The organism is Actinopolymorpha sp. B11F2 (genome assembly GCF_040195635.1).
GTDB lineage: Bacteria > Actinomycetota > Actinomycetes > Propionibacteriales > Actinopolymorphaceae > Thermasporomyces.
The window spans coordinates 212,149-235,294 of sequence record NZ_JBEFTX010000011.1 but is presented as its reverse complement, the minus strand read 5'-3'; the positions used below and the strand labels follow the sequence as shown (position 1 = coordinate 235,294).

Here is a 23,146-nt window from a genome sequence, read left to right as displayed (position 1 = left end):
GCGGGCCCGCTCGGGCGCGTCCGCGTCCTGACCGTCCGGTGAACCGACCGGGCGTACCCACGGCTTCGGGGTTCCGCCCATCGACGCGGCCCGGCTACCGTGACCGGCATGCCTGTGCCGACGAAGATTGTTCTCGACGAGTCCGAGCTGCCACGAGCCTGGTACAACGTGCTCGCAGACCTGCCGAGCCCACCGCCGCCGGTCCTGCACCCGGGCACCCACCAGCCGGTTGGCCCGGACGACCTCGCGCCGCTCTTCCCGACGGACCTCATCCTGCAGGAGGTGACGACCGAGCGGTACGTCGACATTCCCGAGGAGGTCCTCGACGTCTACCGGCTGTGGCGGCCGTCGCCGCTCTACCGCGCCCATCGCCTGGAGAGGGCGCTCGGCACGCCGGCCAAGATCTTCTACAAGTACGAAGGCGGCTCACCCGCAGGGTCCCACAAGCCCAACACCGCCGTGCCACAGGCGTACTACAACGCCAAGGCGGGCGTACGCAGGTTGACGACCGAGACAGGCGCGGGCCAGTGGGGTTCGGCGCTGGCGTTCGCCTGCTCGCAGTACGACCTGGCCTGCGAGGTCTGGCAGGTGCGCGCGTCGTACGACCAGAAGCCGTACCGCAAGATCATGATCGAGACGTTCGGCGGCACCATCCACCCGTCGCCGTCGGACCTGACCGCGGCCGGGCGCGCCGTGCTGGAGAAGGATCCCGACTCGCCCGGGTCGCTCGGCATCGCGATCTCGGAGGCGGTCGAGGTCGCGGCGACGAACGCCGACACCAACTACTCCCTCGGCAGCGTCCTCAACCACGTGCTGCTGCACCAGACGATCATCGGCGAGGAGGCGGTCGCGCAGTTCGGCAAGGTGGGGTTGACACCGGACGTCCTCATCGGCTGCACCGGCGGCGGCTCGAACTTCGGCGGGCTCGCGTTCCCCTTCCTCCGCGAGAAGCTGGCGGGTGGCCTCGACGTCACGATCCGCGCGGTGGAGCCGGCGAGCTGCCCGTCGCTGACGAAGGGCGTCTATGCGTACGACTTCGGCGACACCGCCGGGATGACGCCCCTGATGAAGATGCACACGCTGGGCCACGACTTCATCCCCGATCCGATCCACGCCGGCGGGCTGCGCTACCACGGCATGTCGCCGCTGCTCTCCCACATCTACGAGCTGGGCCTGATCGAGGCGGTGGCGAAGACGCAGCGGGAGTGCTTCGAGGCGGGTGTGCGGTTCGCGCGTACGGAAGGGATCGTGCCGGCGCCGGAGCCCACCCACGCGCTCGCCGCGTGCATCGACGAAGCCCTGCGCTGCAAGGAGTCTGGCGAGGAGAAGGTCATCCTCACCGCACTGTGCGGGCACGGTCACCTGGATCTCGCCGCCTACGGTACGTATCTCGCCGGTGAGCTGGTCGACCACGAACTCGCCTCGGACCAGGTGGCCGCCGCGGTCGCCGGCCTGCCCACCGTCCCCGCATAGCGCGCCGGCCCTTCCCGGATAGGGCGACGGTTCCTCCCGGATGGCGAGCTGGTCTTCCCGGGCAGGCGACGGCTCCTCCCGCATGGCGCAGGCGTTCTGCGGCGGCGGCAAATGACCACGCTGAGCAGGCGTACGGACGCACGGCCAGGCATCGGCACCGGTCCAGGTCACACCTGCCTGCTCAACGTGGTCATTTGCCAGCGGCCCCGCCCAGTCGATAGACCTTCGTACGACGGGAGTTCGGGCGGGACGAATCCTTGGGAGACAGGACATGGGTGAGGCGGGTCGGCGGTTCGTCGTCTACGGTGCCGGGGCGATCGGCGGCGTGTTGGGAGCTCGACTGCACAGAGCGGGCCACGAGGTCGTACTGATCGCGCGGGGAGCGCACCTCGACGCGATCCGGTCCGGCGGGCTGCGGGTGGAGTCGCCGTACGACACGGAGACGGCTCAGCTGCCCGCGGTGGGGGACCCGAGCGGGATCGAGTGGCGGCGCGGCGACATCGTGCTGCTGACGATGAAGAGTACGGACACGGCGGACGCGGTCCGGGCCCTCGCTGGAGCGGCCGACGCGCAGACGCCGGTCTTCTGCGTGCAGAACGGCGTCGCGAACGAGCCTACGGTGCTGCGGCAGTTCGCCAATGTCTACGGCGTCCACGTGATGTTCCCCGCGACGTACCTCACGCCGGGGGTCGTCCAGGCACCGTCCACGCCGGTCACCGGGATCCTCGACCTCGGCAGGTACCCGAGCGGTGTCGACGACACCGCCCGTGAGGTCGCGGAGGCGTTCCGGTCCGCGACGTTCGCCTCCGAACCGCGTCCCGACATCATGCGGCGGAAGTACACCAAGCTGCTCGGCAACCTCGGCAACGCCGTCGACGCCGTGTGCACGCGAGGCGACGGCCGCGACGAGGTGATCGACCGACTGCGCGCGGAAGGGCTCGCGGCGCTGGACGCGGCCGGCATCGAGTACCAGTCGTTCGAGGAGGACCGGGCCCGCCGCGGCGACCTGCTGCAGGTCAAACCGGTCAACGGCCAGGACCGCACCGGCAGCTCCTCGTGGCAGAGCCTCGCGAGGGGCACCCGGACGATCGAGGCCGACTATCTCAACGGCGAGATCGTCCTTCTCGGCCGGCTCCACGGCGTACCCACCCCCGCCAACGAACTCGCCCGCCAGCTCGCCAACCAGGCCGCCCGCGCGGGCAGTCCGCCAGGGCTGATGTCGCCCGAGGTGTTCCTCGCCCGCCTCGACGCGGTGCCCGACGCCAGCGGCCAGGGACCGGCGCCCACCGGCCGGGACGGAGCACACTCCGACCGGGACGGGTCAGACGGTACGAATGGCCCGGTTGGCGCAGGCACGAACGACGCGGTTGGCGAGGGTACGAACGATGCCGCTGCCGAAGGCGTACTCCCCACGCGGTAGGAACGGCTGTGGTGGACCGGCATCGCTGGCGTACCCCGTCCGCGTCCCGCTGGTCATCGCCCGGTCCTGATCGCAGGGGGGACCTTCGGCGCGGCCCACAACCAGCCCGAACAGCGTCCGATCGACGTCCTGGCGATCCTCCTGCTGGTCGCTGGACCGGCGTCCCTTCGAGGGGGTCGGTCAGATCGGGTACGCGACGTCGCACACGTGGTCGGTCGGCGCGGCCGCGGCGATGTCGACGCCGGGAGGGTGGACCTCGCGCGGCGACCCGGCGCAGGTCCGCTTCCGCGCGGTCATCCAGCGTTCAACGGCGTCGTAGGCGGACAGGATCTGTGGCATGTCGAACTGCGCCTTGGTCACCCGGACGTACGCCTCGCGGTGGGCCGGCTCCTCCCGCGCGGCAGGACCATCAGCGGGTAACGCCCCGTCACGTCCGACGTCCCGCCGCACCGGTACGCAGACCTCGACCGGTCCGTCGCTGTCGTCGTTGACCGCGCCGTGGAAGATGACGAAGAGCGGCCCGGTCATCCCGCCGTTGTCCTGGGCGACCGCCGACAGCCGGACCTTCGTCGCGGTAAGCCAGGACTCGAGCTCCTCCAGGCGCAGGTGCCGGCACTCGGTGAGCACCAGCTGATCGGGGACCTCCCGCTCGCGCACGTCGTACCCGTCGAACCGGGCGTCCCCGCCGAGCAGGCTGGTGCGGAGAAGTGCGGCCAGTTCCCGTTGACCGGCGAGCCGGCGTTCGATGGCCTCCCAGTACGCGGTGAGGACGTCGGCCCCCGTTGCGCCGGGCGCCGCGAGGATGTCCCGCACTGTTGACAGCGGCATGTCGAGCTGCCGCAACAGCACGATCAGCCGGGCCGCGAACAGCTGGCTCTCCCGGTACCGCCGGTATCCGTTGCCCGGATCGACATCGGCCGGGGTGAGCAGGCCCAGCCGGTCGTAGAGCCGGAGTGCCTTCAGCGACAGCCGCGACCGCCGGGCGAACACGCCGATGCTCAGCAATTGGTCCGTCGCCTCCGCGGCGTCTCCGGCCGGGATGTCGGTGGTACTTGGGGACGTGGGGTCGGTGATGCCTGGGCGCGTGGGGTCGGTGATGCCTGGGCGCGTGGGGTCGGCGATGCCTGCGGGTGCCGCGTCGACGGTACGACCGCCCAGGCTGTCAGCGGTGGATGTAGCGGGGGCCTCAGCGATGGATGCGGCGGGGGCCTCAACGGTCGACGTGGGCCGGATGTCTGCGGCGGGGATCGCAGCGGTCCCTCTGCCCGGACCGTCGGCAGCCGACGTCCCCGAGGCGTCGGCGTCGCGGCGGGCAGGGGCGGGGGTGGTGCCTTCGGTGAGGCCCTCGGTTGGGGTCACGCCGGCAGCGTACGACGTGGGTGGTGACTCGACAGATGAAGCCCGAGAGCGGCCGCCTGGTCCATGATCATGAAGAGGAAGTCGGCTTCATACGCCGAAAATCCTTCAGGATCACGATCATGATCACTGGACGAGCGGACGCGAGTCGACGTCCGCGGGGACGAGGAGTGGGCCCGGGAGGACCGGTGCCGGACCTCCCGGGCGATGGTCAGTCGGAGAGCTTGAAGACGAGGTCCGTCTCCCACTTGTCCATGTCGGGCTCCTCGTCCGGATCGGTTTGGTACAACTCCAGGCGGGCGGCCCACCGCTCACCGGCCGGCGTGTCCGATACGTCCCAGGTGAGACCCTCACCGTCGGCCCACTTGAGCAGAGCGGCGGTGGCGTCGATCAGCTCGTCGGGATGGCCGACGTGGTGGAGCGTGGCGTAGCGGCCCGCGGGCAGGACGCCCCCCTGTACGCGGTCGTCACCGGTGACCTCGCTGGCCACGGGTACGCCGACCTCGACCTCGAGCTCGCCCTCCATGTCGATGATGTTGTACTTCCAGAACGGCGAGCCGGCCGGGGCGATGTCGCGCGCTCCGAGCCAGCCGAACACCTCGCCGATCAGCGGCGGGAGGTCGCTGCCGAGTTGGTTCATCGGGACGGACGACGTGATCGCGACGTAGGGCTGCGCCGCCCGGTCGATGATCGTGGGTTGGCTGATGTTCATGGGTGGAGCACCTCCGAGCGTGCGGTACCTGTTCATCGTGGCGGCCGCGCCCCGGCGGCCGTGGTCCCACGGTCGGGTCTACCCCAAGGGCAGGGTCAAGCCCGGCTCCACGGCTCCTCGGCCCGGTCTGCCGCATCCGAGGAGTCAAGCCGATCACGCCGCGCGGACGGAGTGGACACCGACGGTTCGGACGGCTCGGACCCGGACGGCTCGGACCCGGATAGATCGGACTGGGATGGCTCGGACGCGGACGGCTCGGACTCGGACGGCTCGGACCGGACGAACGGGTCGTACGGTGTGGCGGACACCCGATGTCGGACCGGAACCCATCCAGGTGCTCTCGTTCGGGCTGACGTGCGTCGCTCCGATCGCTCCCCGCCAGGGCCCTCAGCCGGCGCATGCCGGTGTGGTCGTACGCCGGCGACAACAAGCCGGGCGATGTCCGTCACGGCGTCGAGGACTGCGTGGGATACCTGGTCGAGCCGGCTCAGCCCGTACGCCCGGATGGCCGGGTCGTACGGGACCGGCACGACCGTCGCCGCCCCGCGCTGGTCGGCCCTGCCGAGGCCCGCGATCTCCGTACGCACATGGCGCGGCACGTCCGGCCCGGCAACGTCGACGACAGCGAGGACGATCCGTGCAGGGGACAGTCCGTCGCGGTCGAGCAGAGCCAGCAGGCGTCGCGTGGCCCGGAGGCCGTCACCGCTGGACGGCAGCACCACCACCGGCACGGCGTCGGCCCTCCGCCACCACAGGTCGAGCACCGACGCGAGCCCGGCGTTCCGGGCCTGGACATGGGCTGCCGGCACTGGCGCGCGGAGGTCGAGCACGCCAGCGAACCAACTGCCGGACTCCAGCACGTCGACGTACCACCTCGGGACCTCAGGAACCACGACGGGCGGAGTGGTGAGCGGACGGCAGTCGGTGAGTACGTCGTAGCTGGGGCCGCCGAATCCTCCCGGGCCGACATCGAGAGGGTCCTCCCGACCCCGGCCCGGACCCCTGCCCCGCCCACCGAGCGGCACCGGCCGACCGACGACCGACGCCAGCCCGGCGACGGGTCCGTGGCTGAGGACGGCCGGAAGCCCGGGATGCGGCCGCTCGCCGGCATCGATGCCGAGCCAGCCTGGCCAGGGTGAGGACGACGGCGGTGCCGAATCGACGACGAGGGTGCGTGTGGTGGGCGCGAGCACTTGGGCGAGCAGTCCGGACACGGTCGACCGTCCGGCGCCCCCGATCGGCGCGAACACCGGAACCAACGCCCGCACGCCATGCGGCAGGAGCAGGGCCGGAGCCGCACGCTTCTTCCGCATGCTCGCAGAGTAACCACAGGTGAGGGCGCCCGAGGATACGCGCAACTGACCACGCTGAGCACGGTGCCTCGTCAGGTGAGCTGCAAATGACCACGCTGAGCAGGCAACCGCCCGGACGCCAGGCGTCGATGCCTGGCTCAGGTCCGAAAGGCGTGCTCAGCGTGGTCATTTACCGCCGCCGCCGCCGGCCGGCCGGGCTGGCCCCAACCACCCGGCCAGGCAGCGGCCTACTGCTTGAGCGCTCCCGCCGCGAGGTCGGAAAGGAACTGCCGGGCGCCGAGGAAGAACACGATGATCAACGGGATCACCGCGAGCAGCGCGCCGGCCATCACCATGCTGTAGTCGGTCTGGTAGAGCCCGAACAGCTGCGACAGCGCCACCTGCAGCGTGATGCGTTCGGGGTCGATCAGCACGATCAACGGCCAGAAGTAGTCGTTCCAGGCGTTGATGAACGTGAAGATCCCGAGGAAGGCCATCGCCGGCCGCAGCAGGGGCACCGCCACATGCCAGTACTGACGGAGGAAGCTGCACCCGTCGATCCGTGCCGCGTCGAGCAGATCGGACGGAATGGCGCCCTGCGCATACTGCCGCAACAAGAAGATGCCGAACGCGTTCACCGCCCCTGGAACGATCAACGCCTGCAGTGTCCCGACCCAGCCGAGGTTCGCCATGATGACGAACGACGGCACCGTCGACAGCTGCGACGGGATCATGAACGTCGCCAGCAGGAAGACAAACAGCACGTTCTTGGCCGGAAACTCGAACTTCGCGAAGGCGAACGCCGCGAGCGAGTCGAAGAACAACACCAGGATCGTCGTCGCCACCGCGACGATGAGGGTGTTGAGCGTTGACCCCCAGATGTCGATGCTGTCGAGCAGGTTGCGGATGTTCTCCAGTAGGTTTCCGCCGGGCAGGAGCTTCGGCGGATAGCTGAAGATCTCCGTCGTCGTCCGGCTCGCCATCACGAACATCCAGTAGAACGGGAAGATCGAGATGGCGACGCCCAGGATCAGCAGCACATGCGTGATGACGGACTTGAACCATTGCGAGGTCTGCGCGTTCATGCGCGTGCCCCTCTCCGCAGGCTGCGGGTGCCGGCACCCTGGACGAGCCGCCAGTTGATGAGCGAGAAGATGATCATGATGACGAACAACGCCCACCCGATCGCTGCGCCGTAGCCGAACTGGTTGAGGATGAACGCCTGCTGGTACAGGTAGAGCACCATCGTCTGACCCTCGTTACCGACGCCACCCTCGTTGCCGACCAGCACCTGCGGTTCGGTGAAGAGCTGCATACCACCGATGGTCGAGGTGATGACGGTGAAGAGGATGATCGGCCGCAGCAGCGGGATGGTGATCCGGAAGAACACCTGGAACCAGCTGGCGCCGTCGACCCGCGCGGCTTCGTACAACTCGGTCGGAATCGCCTGCAGGCCGGCGAGGTAGATGATCGCGTTGTAACCCGTCCAGCGCCAGATCACCATCGCGGCGATGGCGAGCTTGATGCCCCACGGGGTGTTCAGCCACTCGACGGTGCCGAGACCGACACTCTGCAGGAACGCGTTGATGAGGCCGAACTCGTTGGAGAAGATCGACCCGAAGATGATGGCGATGGCGACGATCGACGTGACGTTCGGAATGAAGTACGCGATGCGGTAGCCGCTACGCCCGCGGATCTGTTGGTTCAGCATGAAGGCGATGACCAACGCCAACGCCAGCATCGGAATCGTCGAGATGATCCAGATCTGGAAGGTGTTGAGGATCGACTTCCAGAAGACCGGGTCCGACAGCATGAACTCGTACTGCGCGAGCCCGACGAACCGCATGTCACCGATGCCGTCCCAGTTCTGGAACGACAGGTAGAACGAGAAGATGATCGGGAAGAGTCCGAAGATCGCGAAGAGGATGTAGAACGGCGAGATCGCGAGATACAGCGAGAGATACTCGCTGCGCTTGCGGCCGGCCGCCGCGCGGACGGCGGATCCTGGCGCGGACTCCGGCGGTGCGGCAAGAGGTGTCGTCGTCATGTCAGATCAACCCCAGGTGCGAGAGTTGCCGGTCGACCTCGTTGAGTGCGTCCCGCCACGCCCGGTCGGGGTCCTTGCCCGCGCTCCAGACAAGGGCGAGCTCGTCGGTGAACGCCGGATTGATCACGTTGTCGTACGGGCTGAGGTAGACCGGCTTGACCTCCCTGGCGGAGGTGGCGAAGACGTCGTTGATGATCTGCCCGCCGTAGAACTCGTCCTCCTGCTGGGCCCGCTCGTCCTCGAGCGCGGAAGCTGCGGCCGGATACAGCTGCATCTCGTTGAGGCCGTACACGAGTTGGTTCTCCGGTGACTGGAGCCAGGAGATGACCTCCCACGCGGCCTCGGGATCCCGGCACGAGCTGGTGATGCCGAGGAACGAGCCGCCGTGGTTGCCGGCCCCGCCAGGTGCGCGGCAGACCCGCCACTTGCCTGACGTGTCGCCGGCTGAGTCCTTGAGGACCTGGGCCATCCACACGGCGCCGACGAACGTCGCGATCCGGCCGGTGGTCATGCCGGCGTTCCAGTCGGGCGTCCATTCGTCGGCGTTGGCCGCCAGCTTCCGGTGGTAGGCGTCCACCGCGAGGTCCCAGGGGCCCTTGATCTGAGGGCCGTCTCCGATGAAGTTGTTCTTCTCGTCGAGGTAGCGGGTTTCCTGCTGGGCGACCGCCTGGAAGTAGACCCGGTCGACGATGTTCGGGACCATCCTGACCTTCGGCAGTGCCTCGGTCAGTGTCGTACCGGCCTCGAGATAGGCCTCCCACGTGTCGAGCTCCGCCGCGACGTCGTCAGGCTCGGTGGGCAGGCCCGCCTGTTCGAAGATGTCGGGTCGGTAGAAGAGGGCCGTCGGGCCGGTGTCCATCGGGAAGCCGATCAGCCTGCCGTCCGGCGTCACACCGCGCTGCCACTTCCAGTCGAGGTACTGCGACTCGACGTCCTTGGCGCCGAGTTCGTACAGGTCGATGAACTGGTCGGCGTCCGGGAAGTACGTCGCGACGTCCTCGTTGAGCCCGGTGATGTCAGGGATGTACGCCTGGCCGGCGAGGCTGGTGAGCAGCTTCGCCTTGAAATCGCCGCCGATCTTCTGCTTGGTGAGCGGGATCCCGGTCTTGTCGGGCGCCATGTCGAGCAGCTTGTCGCTGATCGACCGGTCCCAGTACCACAGACTCAGCGTGCCCTCAGGCGTCAGATAGTTGCCTCGACCGCAACCGGAGGTGCCGAGCAGGGCGGTGCCGACGAGTCCAGAGGCCGCCGCAAGGAACGCGCGCCGGCTGTGCGTCATGGGTTCACCTCGTTTCAGTCGCGCTTCGAGTGGTTGAAGAAGCAGTGGGAGCCGGCGCGGGGGCACGAACGGGCCTCAGCGCACACGGCTGTCCCGCCTCGCAGACCGGATTGCGGTCATCGAAGCGTTTCCGCAGCGTAGAGCGTGCGTCAGAGACGCGGAAGAATGCTTGCCACTTCCGGACTCGTCCATGGAGCCGGAAGGTCGCGGTCGTGGCTCAGGACGTCGACCGTGTCACGCACTGTGCCCCATTCGGGGCGCCAGTTGGGTCGGAACGCCGGCCGGGTCGGAACGCAGATCGGGTCGGAACGCCGGCCGGGTCGGAACGCAGATCGGTGGGAAAGCTGGTCGGTGGCGCGCCGGCACGTAGGGCGCCGGCCGGCTGGAATAGCTGTTAGTGGGATGCGGAAGGGCGTTCTCCGGAACGCCGCGGTGGCAGTTCACGCTGTGCATAACGGCCGACACGGTACGTCGCAACCCCGTCGACGACCGCGCCCACGCCCCCGCCGACGAGTGGGACCCGACGGGTCACGCTGAGCCCGAGGCGTTTGCCGCCGATCTGCGCTGTGAGAGCCGTACCCAGTTCGGCGGCCACCCGGGCATCCAGCCCGGGATCGGGGACCGGCGCCGTGGCGATACCCAACGGAGTCGTCGGCAGGATGCCCTTGCGGAGAAGCTCCTCCGCCGCTTCCTCGCCGAGCATGCAGGCGATGACTGCGGTGCGTACCCGGGAATCGGACAGGTCATAGCCCCGCACGTGGGCGATCGCTGCGACCATGCGGGCCTGCAGGATGGCGAGGCCGGTGATGTTGGCGGGCAGCGTGAGCGCCATGACGACGAAGCCGCCCAGGCTCGTCACGAATCCCTGTGCGCCGGCGAGGCGTACGTGCTGTTCGACGATCGCGTTTGCCGCGCGCGTGGCGTCGCCGTCAGCCTTGGTCAGCTGGCGGTCGCCGACCGCGACCGCACCGGGGAATCCGCTTCGTCCGTCGATCGCGGCGTCCAGGATCGTACGAAAGAACCCGGTGGCCGCACGCGGGGTCATCTGCCGGGCGACGGGCGCGAGGCTCCGGGCCACCATCTTGCTGACGCTCATGGTGTGCCTGCGTTCATGGTCCACCTGTCCCATCCCGTGGCCGCTGCGGTCGTGCCGGCCGGGGCCGGTGGCGCAGAGCCGCGAATCCGCACCTGATGCGGGGATCTGTCGCGAACTCTACGTCCTCCCGCCCCGATCCGGGCCCCCTCGCTCCCGTGATCATGATCGTGATCATGAAGCTTATTCGGCGAATACGGCCACATTTCCTTCAGGATCATGGCGGACCTGGAGCGCACTGGCCGGCTCCTCAGGCGAGGGATTGCCAGCCCAGTGGTTCGTAGGTACCTTACTCAAGTAATGAACCACTGAACCTCTGATCGTGAGAGGCGGAGACGGTGCCGGAGGTGAATGTGCTCGACGAGGGAAGCCCGCTGTTCGTGCAGATCGCCGAGCAGATCGCCGACGACATCGCCGAGGGAAACCTGGCTGAGGGGGAACGTGTGCCATCGACCAACGAGCTTGCGGCCTACTACCGGATCAACCCCGCCACCGCGGCCAAGGGCATCAACGTCCTGATCGACGACGGGCTGCTGGAGAAGCGCCGCGGCATCGGCATGTTCGTCGCCCCCGGCGCCCGTGAGCGGCTTGTCACCGAGCGGCGGAAGAGGTTCGCCGAGCAGTACATCGATCGGATGCTCATCGAAGCCAGGCGCCTCGGCATCGACGACGACACCCTGGTCTCGATGGTCCGGGACGCGAGCAACAGCCACGGCACCAGCACGACCACCGGCGCCAGCACGACCACGGGCGCCAGCAACAGCGCCAGCCACAGCCACACCACCGGAGGCGGCACAGCATGACACCGACAATCTCCGCGGTTGGCCTGACCCGCAGGTTCCGCGACCAGACCGCGCTCGACGACGTCACCGTCGATGTCGAAGCAGGCGCGATCACCGGACTACTCGGTCGCAATGGCGCCGGCAAGAGCACGTTCATGCGCCTCGTCACCGCCCAGGAGTTCGCGACCGGTGGATCCGTGCGCGTCTTCGGCGAGGATCCGATGGAGAACGACCGGGTGCTGCGCCGGATGGTCTTCGTCCGCGAGGACCAGGTGTTCCCCGACCTCAAGGTGCGCCAGGCCGTCCAGGCAGCTTCGTGGTTCTACCCTCGCTGGGACGCTGAGTTCGCCGAGACGCTGCTGCGCGACTTCGATCTGCCTCCCAACCGGGGCGTCTGCAAGCTCTCCCGCGGCATGCGTTCGGCTCTGTCCATCGTGATCGGGCTCGCCGCGCGCGCGGAACTGACCCTTCTCGACGAGCCGTACGCCGGACTCGACGCGGTGGCACGCCAACTGTTCTACGACCGTCTGCTCGCCGACTACGCGCAACATCCTCGGACGATCCTCCTCTCCACCCACCTGATCGACGAGGTGGCGGACCTCCTGGAGCACGTCGTCATGATCGACAAGGGCCGGGTCGTGCTGGCCGCCGCCGCCGACGACGTACGCGGCAGCGCGGTAACCGTCAGTGGCCCAGGCACCGCCGTCGAGCACTTCGTCGCCGGCAGGCGCGTCCTGCACCGCAGGGGCATCGGGTCGCGGGTCTCGGTCACGGTCGCCGATCCACTCGACGCGGCCGACCGGGCGCGGGCGAGCACCCTGCACCTGAAGCTGGAGCCGCTCTCTCTGCAACAGCTGATGGTGCACACGACAGGCGACGAGTCGGCTGAGGAGCCAAGGAAGAGGGCAACGGCATGAGCACGCTGACCAAGGTCGCCCGCTACCACCTGATGGACCGGCTGCAGTACGTCATCCTGCCTTGTGGTGTGACCGCATTCGCGTTCCTGGTGAACCTCGTCATCTTCACGATGGTCCCGACGCCTGCAGGCGGCGCGTTCACCGGCGGACTGTCGACCCTGCTGGCCCTGCTGTTCTTTCCCGGTGCGCGGAGTGTCACGCGGCTGCTGCCGTTCGGTTTCGCGTTGGGACTGAGCCGCCGCTCCTACTATCTGGGCACCCTTGCGTTCTTCGGCGCGCTCGCCGCCGTCTACGCGCTGGGTGTCACGGTCCTCCAGGGGGTTGAAGGCGCCACCGGTGGCTGGGGTGTGTCCATGCACTTCTTCCGGATCCCGTGGATTCTCGACGGACCGTGGTACCTGACCTGGCTGACGTCGTACGTCGTGCTGACGCTGGTGTTCGTCTACGGCATGTGGTTCGGGCTGATCTACCGGCGCTGGAACCAGGCCGGCGTGGTGATCTTCACCGCTGCGCAGGTTGCCGTGCTGGTTGTCGCCGCGCTTGCCATCACGTGGCTTGATGGCTGGTCCGGAGTCGGCGGCTTCTTCGCGACCTTGAGTGCCCTCGGCCTGACGGGAGTGCTGGTCCTCGCCACGGCTGCACTTGCGTTCGGCGGGTTCACCACCATGCGGCGCGTCACGGTCTGAGGCCAGCGCGCCGCGCATCCAGCACCATCGCATCCCAGCACCATGCGGCGGGTCGCGATCTGACGCCGGCGCCGGGCGCGTCCACCACCCACAGGAAGCATCACCACCACCCCAAGCCGCCACTGGTGGCTGCCCTGGGGCGGAATCCGGGCCGAGGAGAGGAACGTAGGACATGGCAACCACCACCCGCCCCACCACCGAACGCACCACCGGCGGCCGGGCCAAGAGCATCACGCTCTGGGTTCTCCAGGTCGTCACAGCACTCTGGTTCCTGATGGCCGCCCTCGGGAAGTTCACCGGTGACGAGGTGGTCGTGGCGACGTTCGACGCCATCGGCTTCGGCGACTGGTTCCGCTACCTGATCGGCGTCCTCGAGGTTGCGGGCGCGGTGGCGATGCTCATCCCGCGGCTCGTCGGTCTTGCCGCACTGGGATTCGTCGGGCTGATGGCGGGCGCGGTTCTCATCCAGCTGCTCGTCGTGGGTAGCGGTGCCTTCCTGCCGGTCCCTCTGCTCGTCGTCTCCGCGCTGATCGCCTGGGGACGGTGGAGCAGTACGCGTCAGTTGTGGGCGCTGGTCACCTCCCGGTGATCATGATCGTGATCATGAGGGTTTTCGGGGCGCATAGACCGACTTCCTTCATGATCACGGCCCGGCGCACCGAGCGCCGACGGGTGGGACAGCTGCCGTCGGGCCGCCATCCTCCGGGCGGGCGGTGGCGGCAGGATGGTCCCGTGCCGACCGAGCTACCGCCCACCCGCTGGGAGTTTCCGTCGCCTGAGGTCGCGGGCACCGGGGACCTCATCGGTCAGGGCGCCGACCTCGAGCCTGCGACCATCCTCGCTGCGTACCGCCAGGGCATCTTCCCGATGCCGGTCCGGCGGTCTGGTGCGATGACCTGGTGGTCGCCGGCGCAGCGGGGGATCCTTCCGCTGGACGGTCTTGCGGTGTCGCGGTCGCTGCGGCGTTCGTGCCGGCGGTACGTGATCCGGATCAACACAGTCTTCGACGAGGTGGTCGCGGCGTGCGCGGATCCGGGCCGGCCCGGCGGGTGGATCTCGCCGGAGATCATCCGGGCGTACGAACGACTGCACCAGCTCGGCTGGGCTCATTCCGTGGAGGCGTGGACGCCGGAGGGGCAGCTGGCGGGCGGACTGTACGGGCTCGCGATCGGCGGCTTCTTCGGCGGGGAGTCGATGTTCCACCGGCAGACGGACGCGTCGAAGGTCGCCCTCGTGGGCCTGGTGGAGCTCCTGGCCGCGGGCGGAGATGCAGAACGGCGGCTGCTCGACCTGCAGTGGCGTACGCCTCACCTCGCGTCCCTGGGGGCCGTCGAGGTATCCAGGGCGACCTACCTCGAGTTGCTCGACCAGTCGCTCAAGCTTCCCCCGCCGCCGGCGTTCGGCGGGCCAATCGACCGTGATGAGGGTTTTCGGGGCGTGTAGGGGCCTTGGCCGTGATCAAGTACGTGAAACCGGTCGTCTTACCCCGGCCAGATCCACGGTTTCCCTCGCATGATCACGAGACGTCGGCCCCGACGACTGCAAGCGGGCCCTTTCGCCGCGTACGTCGGGTCGGCCTTCGTCAGCGCCGAGGAGCCGGGAACGGCGGGCGGCCGGTCGCGTCCGTCCTACGTGTTGTCCGCCGAGTCGGCCTGCTCCGGCACCTGAGGGCGCCCCGCCGAGGAGGGAAACAGGTCCGAGGCCCTGGCGAGAGCCTCGATCAGGATCGGCACCTCGCGACCCTCGAGCCGGAACGAAACGACGCATATCGCCTCGCGCCAGATCGACAGTACGACCGTGCCGTCATGGCTGGACTGCTCGTACCAGCTGACCCGCAGCGAGCGTTCGTCACCCCTGGCATCGAGGAAGACCTCGCCGTTGACCGGCGGTGCGGTGACGTCGGGCATGGTTCGATCCTCCCTCGCGGGCAAGGGAGTTGGGGCGGCGTACGACCGGCTATGCGCGGCCTGTCCGGATATCGACGGACCTCTGCGTGGGTCGGGTCAGGACTTCTGAGCGAGCGCCCCATCCCCCAGGGACGGGGTCGCTTCGAGCGCCGGGTTAGGCCTGCGCCGCGCCCGAACAGGTACGGGCCGCGTAGCTGCTGACCTGGAGCCCCTCCGGGCCGGCCGCGGCGGAGGAAGAAGTGGTCGGTCAGCGCCCAGGTCGCCCAGGGGCGTCGCATTTCGATGCGAATACCGCGAATACCTCCCGCGAATGCCGACGAAACGTGATCACCGCACCTTGGCCGCCGCCCGGGTCGACAACCGCTCCATCTACGAGGTGTCGGAGACCCGCGCCCGCGCGGCATGCGTACGAACGGACTCGTTCATCCAGACCACTTGTGCGACAGGGGAAGATAGGCACATGCCTGAGCTGCCAGAGGTGGAGGCGCTCGCCGAATTCCTCCGCGAGGAGGCGGTCGGCCGAGCCGTGACGCGCGTGGACGTCGTGGCGATCAGCGCGCTCAAGACGTTCCAGCCGCCGATCGACGCGCTCGTCGGGCGGACGATCGCGAGCGTGGGTCGGCACGGGAAGTTCCTCGACCTGACGATGCGCCAGGAAGGCGCCGAGGACCTGCACTTCGTCACGCACCTCGCCCGCGCGGGCTGGCTGCGGTGGAGCACGTCGTTGTCGGAGATGCCCGGCCGGCCGCGTGGGCGTAACAACCCGCTCGCACTGCGGGTGCATCTGGGCGACGGCGTGGGCTTCACCCTCACCGAGGCCGGTACGCAGAAGCGCCTCGCCTGCTACGTCGTCGCGAGGTCCGCCGACGTGCCTGGCGTCGCCAAGCTCGGACCCGATCCGCTCGGCGACGACTTCACCCCTGAGCGGCTCGGCGAGATCCTGGCCGCCGCGGGTCGATCGCAGCTCAAGGGCGTCCTCACCGAACAGGGCCGGATCGCGGGGATCGGCAACGCCTACTCCGACGAGATCCTGCACGCGGCGCGGTTCTCGCCGTTCAAGCCGGCGAGTGGGTTGACCGACGCCGAACGCAGGACGTTGTACGACGCGATCCAGTCGGTGCTCTCCGACGCTGCCGCACGCTCCCGTGGCCTCGCCGCGAAGGAGCTCAAGTCGGAGAAGAAGACCAACCTCGCCGTGCACGGACGCACCGGCGAGGCGTGCCCCGTGTGCGGCGACACCGTGCGCGAGGTGTCGTTCGCGGACTCGAGCCTGCAGTACTGCCCCACCTGCCAGACCGGCGGCAAACCACTCGCCGACCGACGCCTCTCCCGCCTGCTCAAGTAGCGCCGCTACCCCCGGCACAGCGTGGCTAATGACCACGTTGAGCAGGCCTGTGGAAGCCCGACGAGGCACCGACGCATGGCCCGGGTTCCACGGGCATGCTTAGCGTGGTCGTTTACGGCAAGCCCCCACAATGTGTCAGGAGAGCCTCATTCCCAGGCGCGGCACGTCGCGGAGCGCCGGGCGAGCAGCGGCCTCGGGGTCGCTCGGCTCGGCGATGGTCGCCCTCACGGCCGCCCGCCTGCTGTCAGTCGCCGCTGTGTTCCTCGCCGGAGTCGTCGCGGCCCGACTGCTCGACCCGTCCGCGCTCGGTGTCGCCGGCGTCGGTCTGACGGTCGGGTGGGCGGTCGCCATCGCCGCCAACGGTGGCCTCAACATCGCGGCCATCTACTTCCTCGGCCGGCGGCCGGGCTCGCGCGGAGCGGTGGTGGCGTACGTCCTCGCGCTCACGTTGGGCGCCGTGCTCGCCGCGGTGCTGCTGACGGGGGCCGCGGCACCCGTCGTGGGCGCGGTCGTCCTGGAGCGGCAGGCACCGCTGCTGTTCGTCGCGGCCGCACTCCTGGCGGTGGCCACCCTCGGGTACGAAGTCGCGGGCGCTTTGCTGCTCGGGCTCGAACGCCGCCGGTCCTATGTCTTCGCGGATGCCCTCCGCAGCGCAGCCACGCTCGGCACCACGGTCCTGCTGCTGGTCCTGTTCGTGCGTACCGCCGAGGGTTACCTTCTCGCGACCGCGCTCGGTGCGGCGGTGGCGGCGGTGGTCGCGTTGTGGGGCGTACGCCGGGCGGTGGGTTCGCTGCGGCCCCGGTTCGACGCGGCGTTCTCCCGGGAGGCGATGCGGCTGGGACTGGCGGGCCAGCTGGGCAATGTGTTGACGTTCCTCAACCTGCGCCTTGATCTGCTGCTCGTGCCCGCACTGCTGCGGCTCGATCTGGCCGGCATCTACTTCGTGGCCACGCGGGTCGCCGATGTGGTCGGCCAGGCGTCCACGGCCGCCGCCTCGATGCTCTTCCCCCACGTCGCCGGCCAGCCGGACCGGCGCGCCACCGCGGTCACCGAACGGACGAGCCGGTTGACGTTGCTGGCGACGGCCGCCGCTGCGCTCGTCCTGGCGGGTGGGGCGTCGCTGTTGCTCGGGTGGGTATTCGGTCCGGCGTATCGGCAAGGAACCTCCGCGCTGCTCATCCTGCTGGTCGGCATGGTGCCGCTGGCCCTGGCGCGGGTGCTCGCGGCGGACCTGAAGGGACGCGGTCGCCCAGGCCTGGTGTCGGTCGGCAGCGGTGTGGGGGCGGCGTTGACGGTCATCACGGACCTGCTGCTGATCCCGGTGTGGGGGATCGAGGGAGCAGCCGTCGCGTCAGTCGTGGCGTACGGCGGAACCGCTGTCGTCCTGCTCGCCTGCTACCGGAGAGTGACGGGTGGGCGGCTGCTGATGCTGGTACCTCGGCCGGGTGATCTCGGCGACCTCGTGCGACTGCTGCAACTGGTGCGCGCACGGGTGCCGCATCGCCGGGTCGGCGGCGCAGGAGCGACGCGATGAGGGCGCGGTCTGCGCTCGCGTGCCTGCTCGCCGTCGCGCTGGCCGTTCCGGCGCTCGTGGTCCGGGTAGCGGCCGAACAGCGGTCCGGCAGCGTGGCGATCGCCGTCACCGACTCGACCGTGGCGGGCGCGGGAACGGCAGAGTCGGTCGTACGACGGTTGCGAAGCGCGGGCATCACCCACGTCGTCGTCGGGATGCGGCCGTTGCGCGACTACCGGGGAGACGGGTCCGTCACCCCCGTCGCACCAGGTGCCTCCTCGATCCCGGTGCGCCTCACCGGCGACGGTCCCGCGGTGGTGTTTCGCGGTCGTGTGGGCGATCCGGACGGTGCCTTCGGGTGGGTCGTCACCGCGCTGCGTGCACAGTTCGGCTCCCGGGTCACGACAGCCGAAGCCACCCCCACTCCCGGGCGGTCGGGCACTGGCGGGTCGGGCACTGGCGGGTCCGGTACTGGCGGGTCAAGCGTTGACGGGGCGGCAAACGACGAGGGCTCGCCGAGCGAGGGCGCCGCGGTGCCGTTCGTCCGTATCGACGGCGTAGCGAAGCTGGCGGACCTCGACGAGGTACCGGTGGGTTACGACCTTGGCCACGTCCGGGCTCTGGACGCGTCCGGGATCGGGATCGTGCTCGCCCTCCCCGCCCGCATCGCGCGCGGTCACGGCTGGCTGGAACGCGAGATGGACCGGGCGCGGACGGTGGCGGACACCGAGCCGGAGGAGGCGACGGACACCTGGACGGCACTGGTACTCACCTCGCCGCCGTTCCCGTCGTTGGTGGGCGAGCGGACGGCGTTCAGCAGGTTCCTCGCCGCGCGCGGGTTCACCCTGGCGTTTCCCGACTTCGGGGAGTTGCCTGGCGCGCCGTCCTACGCGGGGCAGCTGTCCGGACGGATCGTCCGTGCCCACGTCGTCGATGTGCGGCCAGGAGACGATCCCCGTGCCCTGGTGGCGCGTGGGAGTCGTGCGGTGAAGGAGCGGACGGTACGCCTGCTCGTGCTGCGCTCGCCTCTCGCCGAGCCTGATGCTGGACGGCGGACGGTTGCGGTAACCGCACTCGCGGCGAACCTCCGCCGGGACCTGCCGGGTTGGACTCGGCCGAGTTCGACGTCGCCCAGTTCGGTGCCGTCGGGTTCGACGCCGCAGGGACCGCCGACCGCAATGCCGGCGGTCGATCCCGGTCCTGTGGTCTCCGCGGCGTCCCTGTTGGCCGCACTGGTGATCCTGGCTGCAGCGGGTGGATGGATCGTCCGTACGCCGGTGCGTTTGCCGGCAGGGCGTCTCGGCCAGTGGGTGCGGCGCGGCGTGGAGGGAGGCTGGCCGGTCACCGCCGTCGGAGTCGGCCTGGCCGGCGGGGTGGGCGTGGCGGCGTTGATCGTGGACTCCCTGCCGCTGTGGCAGCTGGTGACGCTCGCGGTCGCGATCGCCGGAGCGTCGCTCGCGGTCCTCGTCGCCGTGGGATCGCCGGTCGCGGAGCCTGTGGGATCGCCGGTCGCGGAACCCGCACGGGAACCATTGAGCGGCCAGATCGTCCGGTCGTACCTGCTCGGCGTGGGGATCGCACTCGCGACCGGTCTGGTGGTGGCCGCGCTCGGGAGCCGCACCGAGTTCATGACCGGCCTCGTTCCCTTCCTGGGTGTCAAGGCTCTGCTGATCGCCCCGCCCGTCGTCGTCGGGCTGGTCACCTTCGCGTCGACGTGGGCTCCGGGAAGCCTTGGGTGGAGGCGGTGGGAGGGGGGCGTGCGGGTGGGTGGGGTGCGGCCGCTGCAGCTCGTCGGCGGCGCGGTGGTCCTCGTCGGTGTGGCCTACTACCTCGTCCGTTCCGGCAACTCCGGGCTCGCGTCGGCGGCAGAGCTGTGGCTTCGGGACGCGCTGGACGAGACGCTTTACGTTCGACCCCGTTTCAAGGAAGCGCTGCTCGGCTTCCCGGCGCTGGTGCTCGCAGTCGCCTGGTCGTGCGGCGCCGTCGGCGGCAGGCGTACCGGCTGGGTCGTGTGCTGGTCGGTCGTCGCCGGGATCGGTACGGCGTCGATGGTCGACACGTTCGCCCACTTCCACACGCCGCTGGCGTTGTCGCTCCTGCGCTCGGCGTACTCCCTCGTGATCGGCCTCGTCCTCGGACTCGTGGCCACCTGGCTGGTACGTCGCGTGACGAGTCGGTCGCCGGTGAGGGAGAAGCTGCGATGAGACTGCTGCTCCTCGGGTACTTCGGTTTCGGCAACGCTGGCGACGAGGCCATCCTGGAGGCCGAGGTGGCGGCTTTGCGGGACGCGCTCGGCGCCGACACGGAGTTCGTCGTCGTGTCGGGCGATCCGGCGTACACCGTCTCCACCCACGGGTTGCCGGCGATCTCCCGGACGGATGCCACCGGCGTGGTCCGCGCCCTGCGTACCTGTGACGCCCTCGTCGCGGGCGGCGGCAGTCTCCTGCAGGACGTCACGAGCGCTCGCCCGGTACCGTTCTACGCCGGCCTGATGCTGATGGCGCGGGCGCTGCGCAAGCCGGTCTTCGTGTACGCACAGGGGCTGGGACCGCTCCACCTTCCTGTCAACCGGCTCTTGACGGCGGCGGCGTTGAAGTCCGCGACCTATGTGGCACTGCGCGACCACGACTCCCTGATCCTTGCCGAACGGTTGGGTGTACGCGGAGCCGAACTGGTCGCCGACCCTGTCCTCGGCCTGGACCATTCCGCATCCGGCGCTGACCCGTCCGGTCTCGCGGTGTCGCTCCGCCCGTGGAGAGGGTCGGCGACCTGGCTACCGGTCGTCAGGTCGGCCCTGGCCACGCTGGCCCGCGACGTCGACGTCGCCCTGGTGCCTTATCACGCGCGTCAGGATGTGGTGCTGGCCCGCGAGCTCTCCGCCGACCTCGGTGGCCTGCGGGTGGTCGAACCTGACCAGGGTGGTCACCGGGCCGCCGTGGACGCGGTCGCGGGTGCGCGTGCCGTCCTCGGAATGCGGCTGCACGCACTACTCGTCGCCGCGGCCGCGGGCCGTCCGTTCGTCGCGTTGTCGTACGACCCGAAGGTCACCGCGTTCGCCGCCCAGGTGGGCCAACCCGTCGCGGCCACCCTGCCAGGCCCGATCGACCAGGCCGCCCTGGTGACGTCCGTACGCAAGGCACTCGAGGACAGTCCTGACCGGCCCTACCTTGACCGCGTGGCGAGGTTACGAGCGACGGCAGCCCGCCCGGCCGACGCGATCGCCGCCCACCTCCACCGACCGTCCACAAGCACTCTGCGTGATTGACCACACAAGCCTTAAGGTCAGGTCGCACGAACGGTGGGACGAGCGAACGGAGGGTGAGTATGGGTGCCAACTATGTTGACGTGGACAAGATCCGTTCGATAGCCAGAGACCTCGATCAGGTTGCCACGGAGGTCGACAGCGCGGACCGGGCGATGCCCGAGACCCTGGACGCTGGGCCCTTCACCCCCGGCATCATGCGGCTGGTCGAGGCAGTGGCAGCCAACACCGCCGTGCATGTCATGCGTGTCCGAGCAGCTGCGGAAGGAGTGCGCAAGGCGGCGGACCAGTACGAGGACACCGAGGATCACCACGTAGAGACTTTGCACGGCTTCCTTCGGGATCTCTCCGGCGAGGATCCGGACGAAGGTCGGTAGACATGGCACCGGTGCTGGAGCTTGGTGGAGACGCAGACAGCATTCGCGCTCTTTCGCGATGGTTGCGGAGCGACCTTACGTCTCGCCTCGATGCCGCTGTGACAGACATCCGTCGCCTCCGCGACGCGTCCGGGCCGGCTTGGTCGACCTTCGCGGGGCAGAGTTTCATGGGGCGGCTGGACGATGGTGCGCGCCATACCCACCGGTTCATCGGTCAGATCGAGCGGCTGGCGGCACTGCTCGACGAGTGTGCGGATGGACTCGTCCACGCGCAGCGCCTCATGAAGCAGAGCCAGGAACTGATCATTCAGTACAACCTGGTGGTCCGAGACGGGTGGGTGCACTGCCCTGACGAGTTCGATCCCGAGAGCGAGCCACCACATCCCGATGCCCCACTTACGCGTCGAGACATCTTCGAAGACCGGATGAGTGGCTTCATGCAAGTCCAGGACCTTGTTGATGGACTTTGTGTGACGATCGTTGGCTTGATCGAGAGGCTCGGCACTGCCGAGAAGGAAGGCTGGAATGACCTCTACTTCACGGCGGGAGACTTCGTCGTCGGTGAGACCGCTGAGCTTGTGCGCTGGTTCGAGAGCCAGGGCGTCACCGAAGTGGGTCGGCGTGCCGCATCAAAGGTGGAGTGGCTCGGCCTCGCCAGCAAGTACGACGACGGATCTTGGCAGTCGACCTTTTACAAGCAACAGGCCCACTCGCAGGATTGGGCGGCCCTCTCCGCCAGGAATTCGGTTGCCAACTGGGGTCTAGCCGCACGTGTCTTGAAGGTTGGCGGTCGGCTTCTCACTCCGATCGGAATCACCTACTCGCTCTACGAGGGAGATCCTCTCGACAAGGCCATTTTTGTCAATGGTGTGGGACTTGCTACCGGTTTGGTGCTAGCTGCCTTGGTTCCAGGTCCTGGGTGGGTTGCTGTTGGTGTAGCGGCGGTCGGAGGCTACTTCGTTAGCCAGTGGGCCGATAAGGAATATGACGAAAGCCAGAGTGCAAGACAGAAGTTACTCAACTCAGGTCCTGGCCTTGATCCTGGGCCGGCTCGGATTAGGGGGCGTTGATAATGATTCCGCAACACGAAGTGGCATCATTCGAAATGCGTCGCGAGACGGCTAGAGGGTGCGACAAGTGAGTTACCCGGACTCGGACGTGAAGCTGCCTTGGCCACGTCCTTGGGAGAGTTTTTTAGCGAAAACGAGATTGGTCCTCTTCGGCGCGGCTGGCGTTTGCGCTCTCTTCTGCTACATCGGCGTGCGGGCGCTGACTGAACGAAGCAATGCCGAAGCCGCCCTCTCATTCACTCTTCTCTTCGTGGCACTCGTCGCAGGCGCCTGTGCATACGTCACCCGCTTGTCCTGTCGCTGTCGCCGCCCGCAGGTGAAATTGGCTCGCCTCAACCTAGACTTGGGCACCGCAGTAATCGTCCCCAATTCGCGCACAGCTACTGCTCTCTATGTGACGTTCATGCTGAGTCTCTGCATACTCTTCATTGCTACTCCCTTGCTTGCAGATTCGATTCCAAGGACAGGAACGTGGAGAGATTCGAGATTCCATTCCTGGGCGTTCTTTGCTCCGATCTTCGCACTCTACCCCGTGGCGCTGCTTCTTAGCTTCTTGATGAGGGCCCGGCGAAGGCTCGGGGTTGGCATGAGCCCGGATGGTATATATCGCTGGTC

General features: G+C 68.6%; 21 protein-coding genes. 13 read left to right on the top strand and 8 right to left on the bottom strand.

All coding sequences use genetic code 11. The features are described from left to right. Positions 1–108 precede the first annotated feature (108 nt). Both ABN034_RS20805 and ABN034_RS20800 read left to right on the top strand, forming a co-directional pair. Positions 109–1,473, top strand: a complete 1,365-nt coding sequence (locus tag ABN034_RS20805) for a TrpB-like pyridoxal phosphate-dependent enzyme (RefSeq protein ID WP_349692649.1) — start codon at positions 109–111, stop codon at positions 1,471–1,473. A gap of 271 nt (positions 1,474–1,744) precedes the next feature. Further along, positions 1,745–2,893: a ketopantoate reductase family protein gene (locus tag ABN034_RS20800; protein WP_349692648.1), complete on the top strand. Its 1,149-nt coding sequence runs from the start codon at positions 1,745–1,747 to the stop codon at positions 2,891–2,893. Between the two features lie 180 nt (positions 2,894–3,073). Here ABN034_RS20800 and ABN034_RS20795 read toward each other — a convergent pair whose 3' ends face one another. The 7 genes from ABN034_RS20795 to ABN034_RS20765 all read right to left on the bottom strand — a co-directional run bounded on the left by ABN034_RS20795 (position 3,074) and on the right by ABN034_RS20765 (position 10,675). After that, positions 3,074–4,252, bottom strand: a complete 1,179-nt coding sequence (locus tag ABN034_RS20795) for a MerR family transcriptional regulator (RefSeq protein ID WP_349692647.1) — start codon at positions 4,250–4,252, stop codon at positions 3,074–3,076. A 208-nt stretch (positions 4,253–4,460) separates the two neighbouring features. Then, on the bottom strand, positions 4,461–4,961 hold the full coding sequence (locus ABN034_RS20790; RefSeq protein ID WP_349692646.1) for a GyrI-like domain-containing protein: 501 nt from the start codon (positions 4,959–4,961) through the stop codon (positions 4,461–4,463). A 95-nt stretch (positions 4,962–5,056) separates the two neighbouring features. After that, positions 5,057–6,274 carry a hypothetical protein gene (locus tag ABN034_RS20785; protein ID WP_349692645.1) on the bottom strand — a complete coding sequence of 406 codons (1,218 nt, stop codon included), beginning with the start codon at positions 6,272–6,274 and terminating at the stop codon, positions 5,057–5,059. Positions 6,275–6,501: 227 nt separating this feature from the next. Continuing rightward, positions 6,502–7,338 carry a carbohydrate ABC transporter permease gene (locus tag ABN034_RS20780; protein WP_349692644.1) on the bottom strand — a complete coding sequence of 279 codons (837 nt, stop codon included), beginning with the start codon at positions 7,336–7,338 and terminating at the stop codon, positions 6,502–6,504. After that, positions 7,335–8,300: a carbohydrate ABC transporter permease gene (locus ABN034_RS20775; RefSeq protein ID WP_349692643.1), complete on the bottom strand. Its 966-nt coding sequence runs from the start codon at positions 8,298–8,300 to the stop codon at positions 7,335–7,337. Before ABN034_RS20775 ends, ABN034_RS20780 begins: the two co-directional genes overlap by 4 nt. 1 nt (position 8,301) lies before the next feature. After that, entirely contained in the window at positions 8,302–9,579 is a 1,278-nt protein-coding gene (locus ABN034_RS20770) for an extracellular solute-binding protein (protein WP_349692642.1), read from the bottom strand. 394 nt (positions 9,580–9,973) lie between these two features. Continuing rightward, on the bottom strand, positions 9,974–10,675 hold the full coding sequence (locus tag ABN034_RS20765) for a hypothetical protein (protein ID WP_349692641.1): 702 nt from the start codon (positions 10,673–10,675) through the stop codon (positions 9,974–9,976). Positions 10,676–11,010: 335 nt separating this feature from the next. On the opposite strand from ABN034_RS20765, the gene ABN034_RS20760 reads away from it, so the two are divergent. The 5 genes from ABN034_RS20760 to aat all read left to right on the top strand — a co-directional run bounded on the left by ABN034_RS20760 (position 11,011) and on the right by aat (position 14,500). Next, the gene (locus ABN034_RS20760; protein WP_349692640.1) at positions 11,011–11,475 is read left to right on the top strand and encodes a GntR family transcriptional regulator; all 465 of its coding nucleotides are present in this window, start codon (positions 11,011–11,013) and stop codon (positions 11,473–11,475) included. After that, positions 11,472–12,371: an ABC transporter ATP-binding protein gene (locus tag ABN034_RS20755; RefSeq protein ID WP_349692639.1), complete on the top strand. Its 900-nt coding sequence runs from the start codon at positions 11,472–11,474 to the stop codon at positions 12,369–12,371. Before ABN034_RS20760 ends, ABN034_RS20755 begins: the two co-directional genes overlap by 4 nt. After that, positions 12,368–13,057, top strand: coding sequence for a hypothetical protein (locus ABN034_RS20750; RefSeq protein ID WP_349692638.1), 690 nt, complete (start codon positions 12,368–12,370; stop codon positions 13,055–13,057). The genes ABN034_RS20755 and ABN034_RS20750 overlap by 4 nt, the downstream gene beginning before the upstream one ends. Before the next feature lie 172 nt (positions 13,058–13,229). Further along, positions 13,230–13,646, top strand: coding sequence for a DoxX family protein (locus ABN034_RS20745; protein WP_349692637.1), 417 nt, complete (start codon positions 13,230–13,232; stop codon positions 13,644–13,646). A gap of 143 nt (positions 13,647–13,789) precedes the next feature. Continuing rightward, on the top strand, positions 13,790–14,500 hold the full coding sequence (aat, locus tag ABN034_RS20740; RefSeq protein WP_349692636.1) for a leucyl/phenylalanyl-tRNA--protein transferase: 711 nt from the start codon (positions 13,790–13,792) through the stop codon (positions 14,498–14,500). Between the two features lie 185 nt (positions 14,501–14,685). On the opposite strand, the gene ABN034_RS20735 is transcribed toward aat, so the two are convergent. After that, positions 14,686–14,964, bottom strand: coding sequence for a hypothetical protein (locus ABN034_RS20735; protein WP_349692635.1), 279 nt, complete (start codon positions 14,962–14,964; stop codon positions 14,686–14,688). Between the two features lie 460 nt (positions 14,965–15,424). On the opposite strand from ABN034_RS20735, the gene ABN034_RS20730 reads away from it, so the two are divergent. The 6 genes from ABN034_RS20730 (at position 15,425) to ABN034_RS20705 (ending at position 22,531) form a co-directional block, all read left to right on the top strand. Next, positions 15,425–16,309: an Fpg/Nei family DNA glycosylase gene (locus ABN034_RS20730; RefSeq protein ID WP_349692634.1), complete on the top strand. Its 885-nt coding sequence runs from the start codon at positions 15,425–15,427 to the stop codon at positions 16,307–16,309. A gap of 214 nt (positions 16,310–16,523) precedes the next feature. Continuing rightward, positions 16,524–17,843 (top strand): lipopolysaccharide biosynthesis protein, encoded by a 1,320-nt coding sequence (locus tag ABN034_RS20725; RefSeq protein ID WP_349692633.1) that lies wholly within the window; start codon positions 16,524–16,526, stop codon positions 17,841–17,843. Next, on the top strand, positions 17,840–20,026 hold the full coding sequence (locus tag ABN034_RS20720) for a DUF5693 family protein (protein WP_349692632.1): 2,187 nt from the start codon (positions 17,840–17,842) through the stop codon (positions 20,024–20,026). Before ABN034_RS20725 ends, ABN034_RS20720 begins: the two co-directional genes overlap by 4 nt. Then, positions 20,023–21,087 (top strand): polysaccharide pyruvyl transferase CsaB, encoded by a 1,065-nt coding sequence (gene csaB, locus ABN034_RS20715; protein WP_349692631.1) that lies wholly within the window; start codon positions 20,023–20,025, stop codon positions 21,085–21,087. The genes ABN034_RS20720 and csaB overlap by 4 nt, the downstream gene beginning before the upstream one ends. 59 nt (positions 21,088–21,146) lie before the next feature. Next, on the top strand, positions 21,147–21,461 hold the full coding sequence (locus ABN034_RS20710) for a hypothetical protein (protein WP_349692630.1): 315 nt from the start codon (positions 21,147–21,149) through the stop codon (positions 21,459–21,461). Between the two features lie 98 nt (positions 21,462–21,559). Further along, positions 21,560–22,531, top strand: coding sequence for a hypothetical protein (locus ABN034_RS20705; RefSeq protein WP_349692629.1), 972 nt, complete (start codon positions 21,560–21,562; stop codon positions 22,529–22,531). The last annotated feature ends 615 nt before the right edge of the window (positions 22,532–23,146 follow it).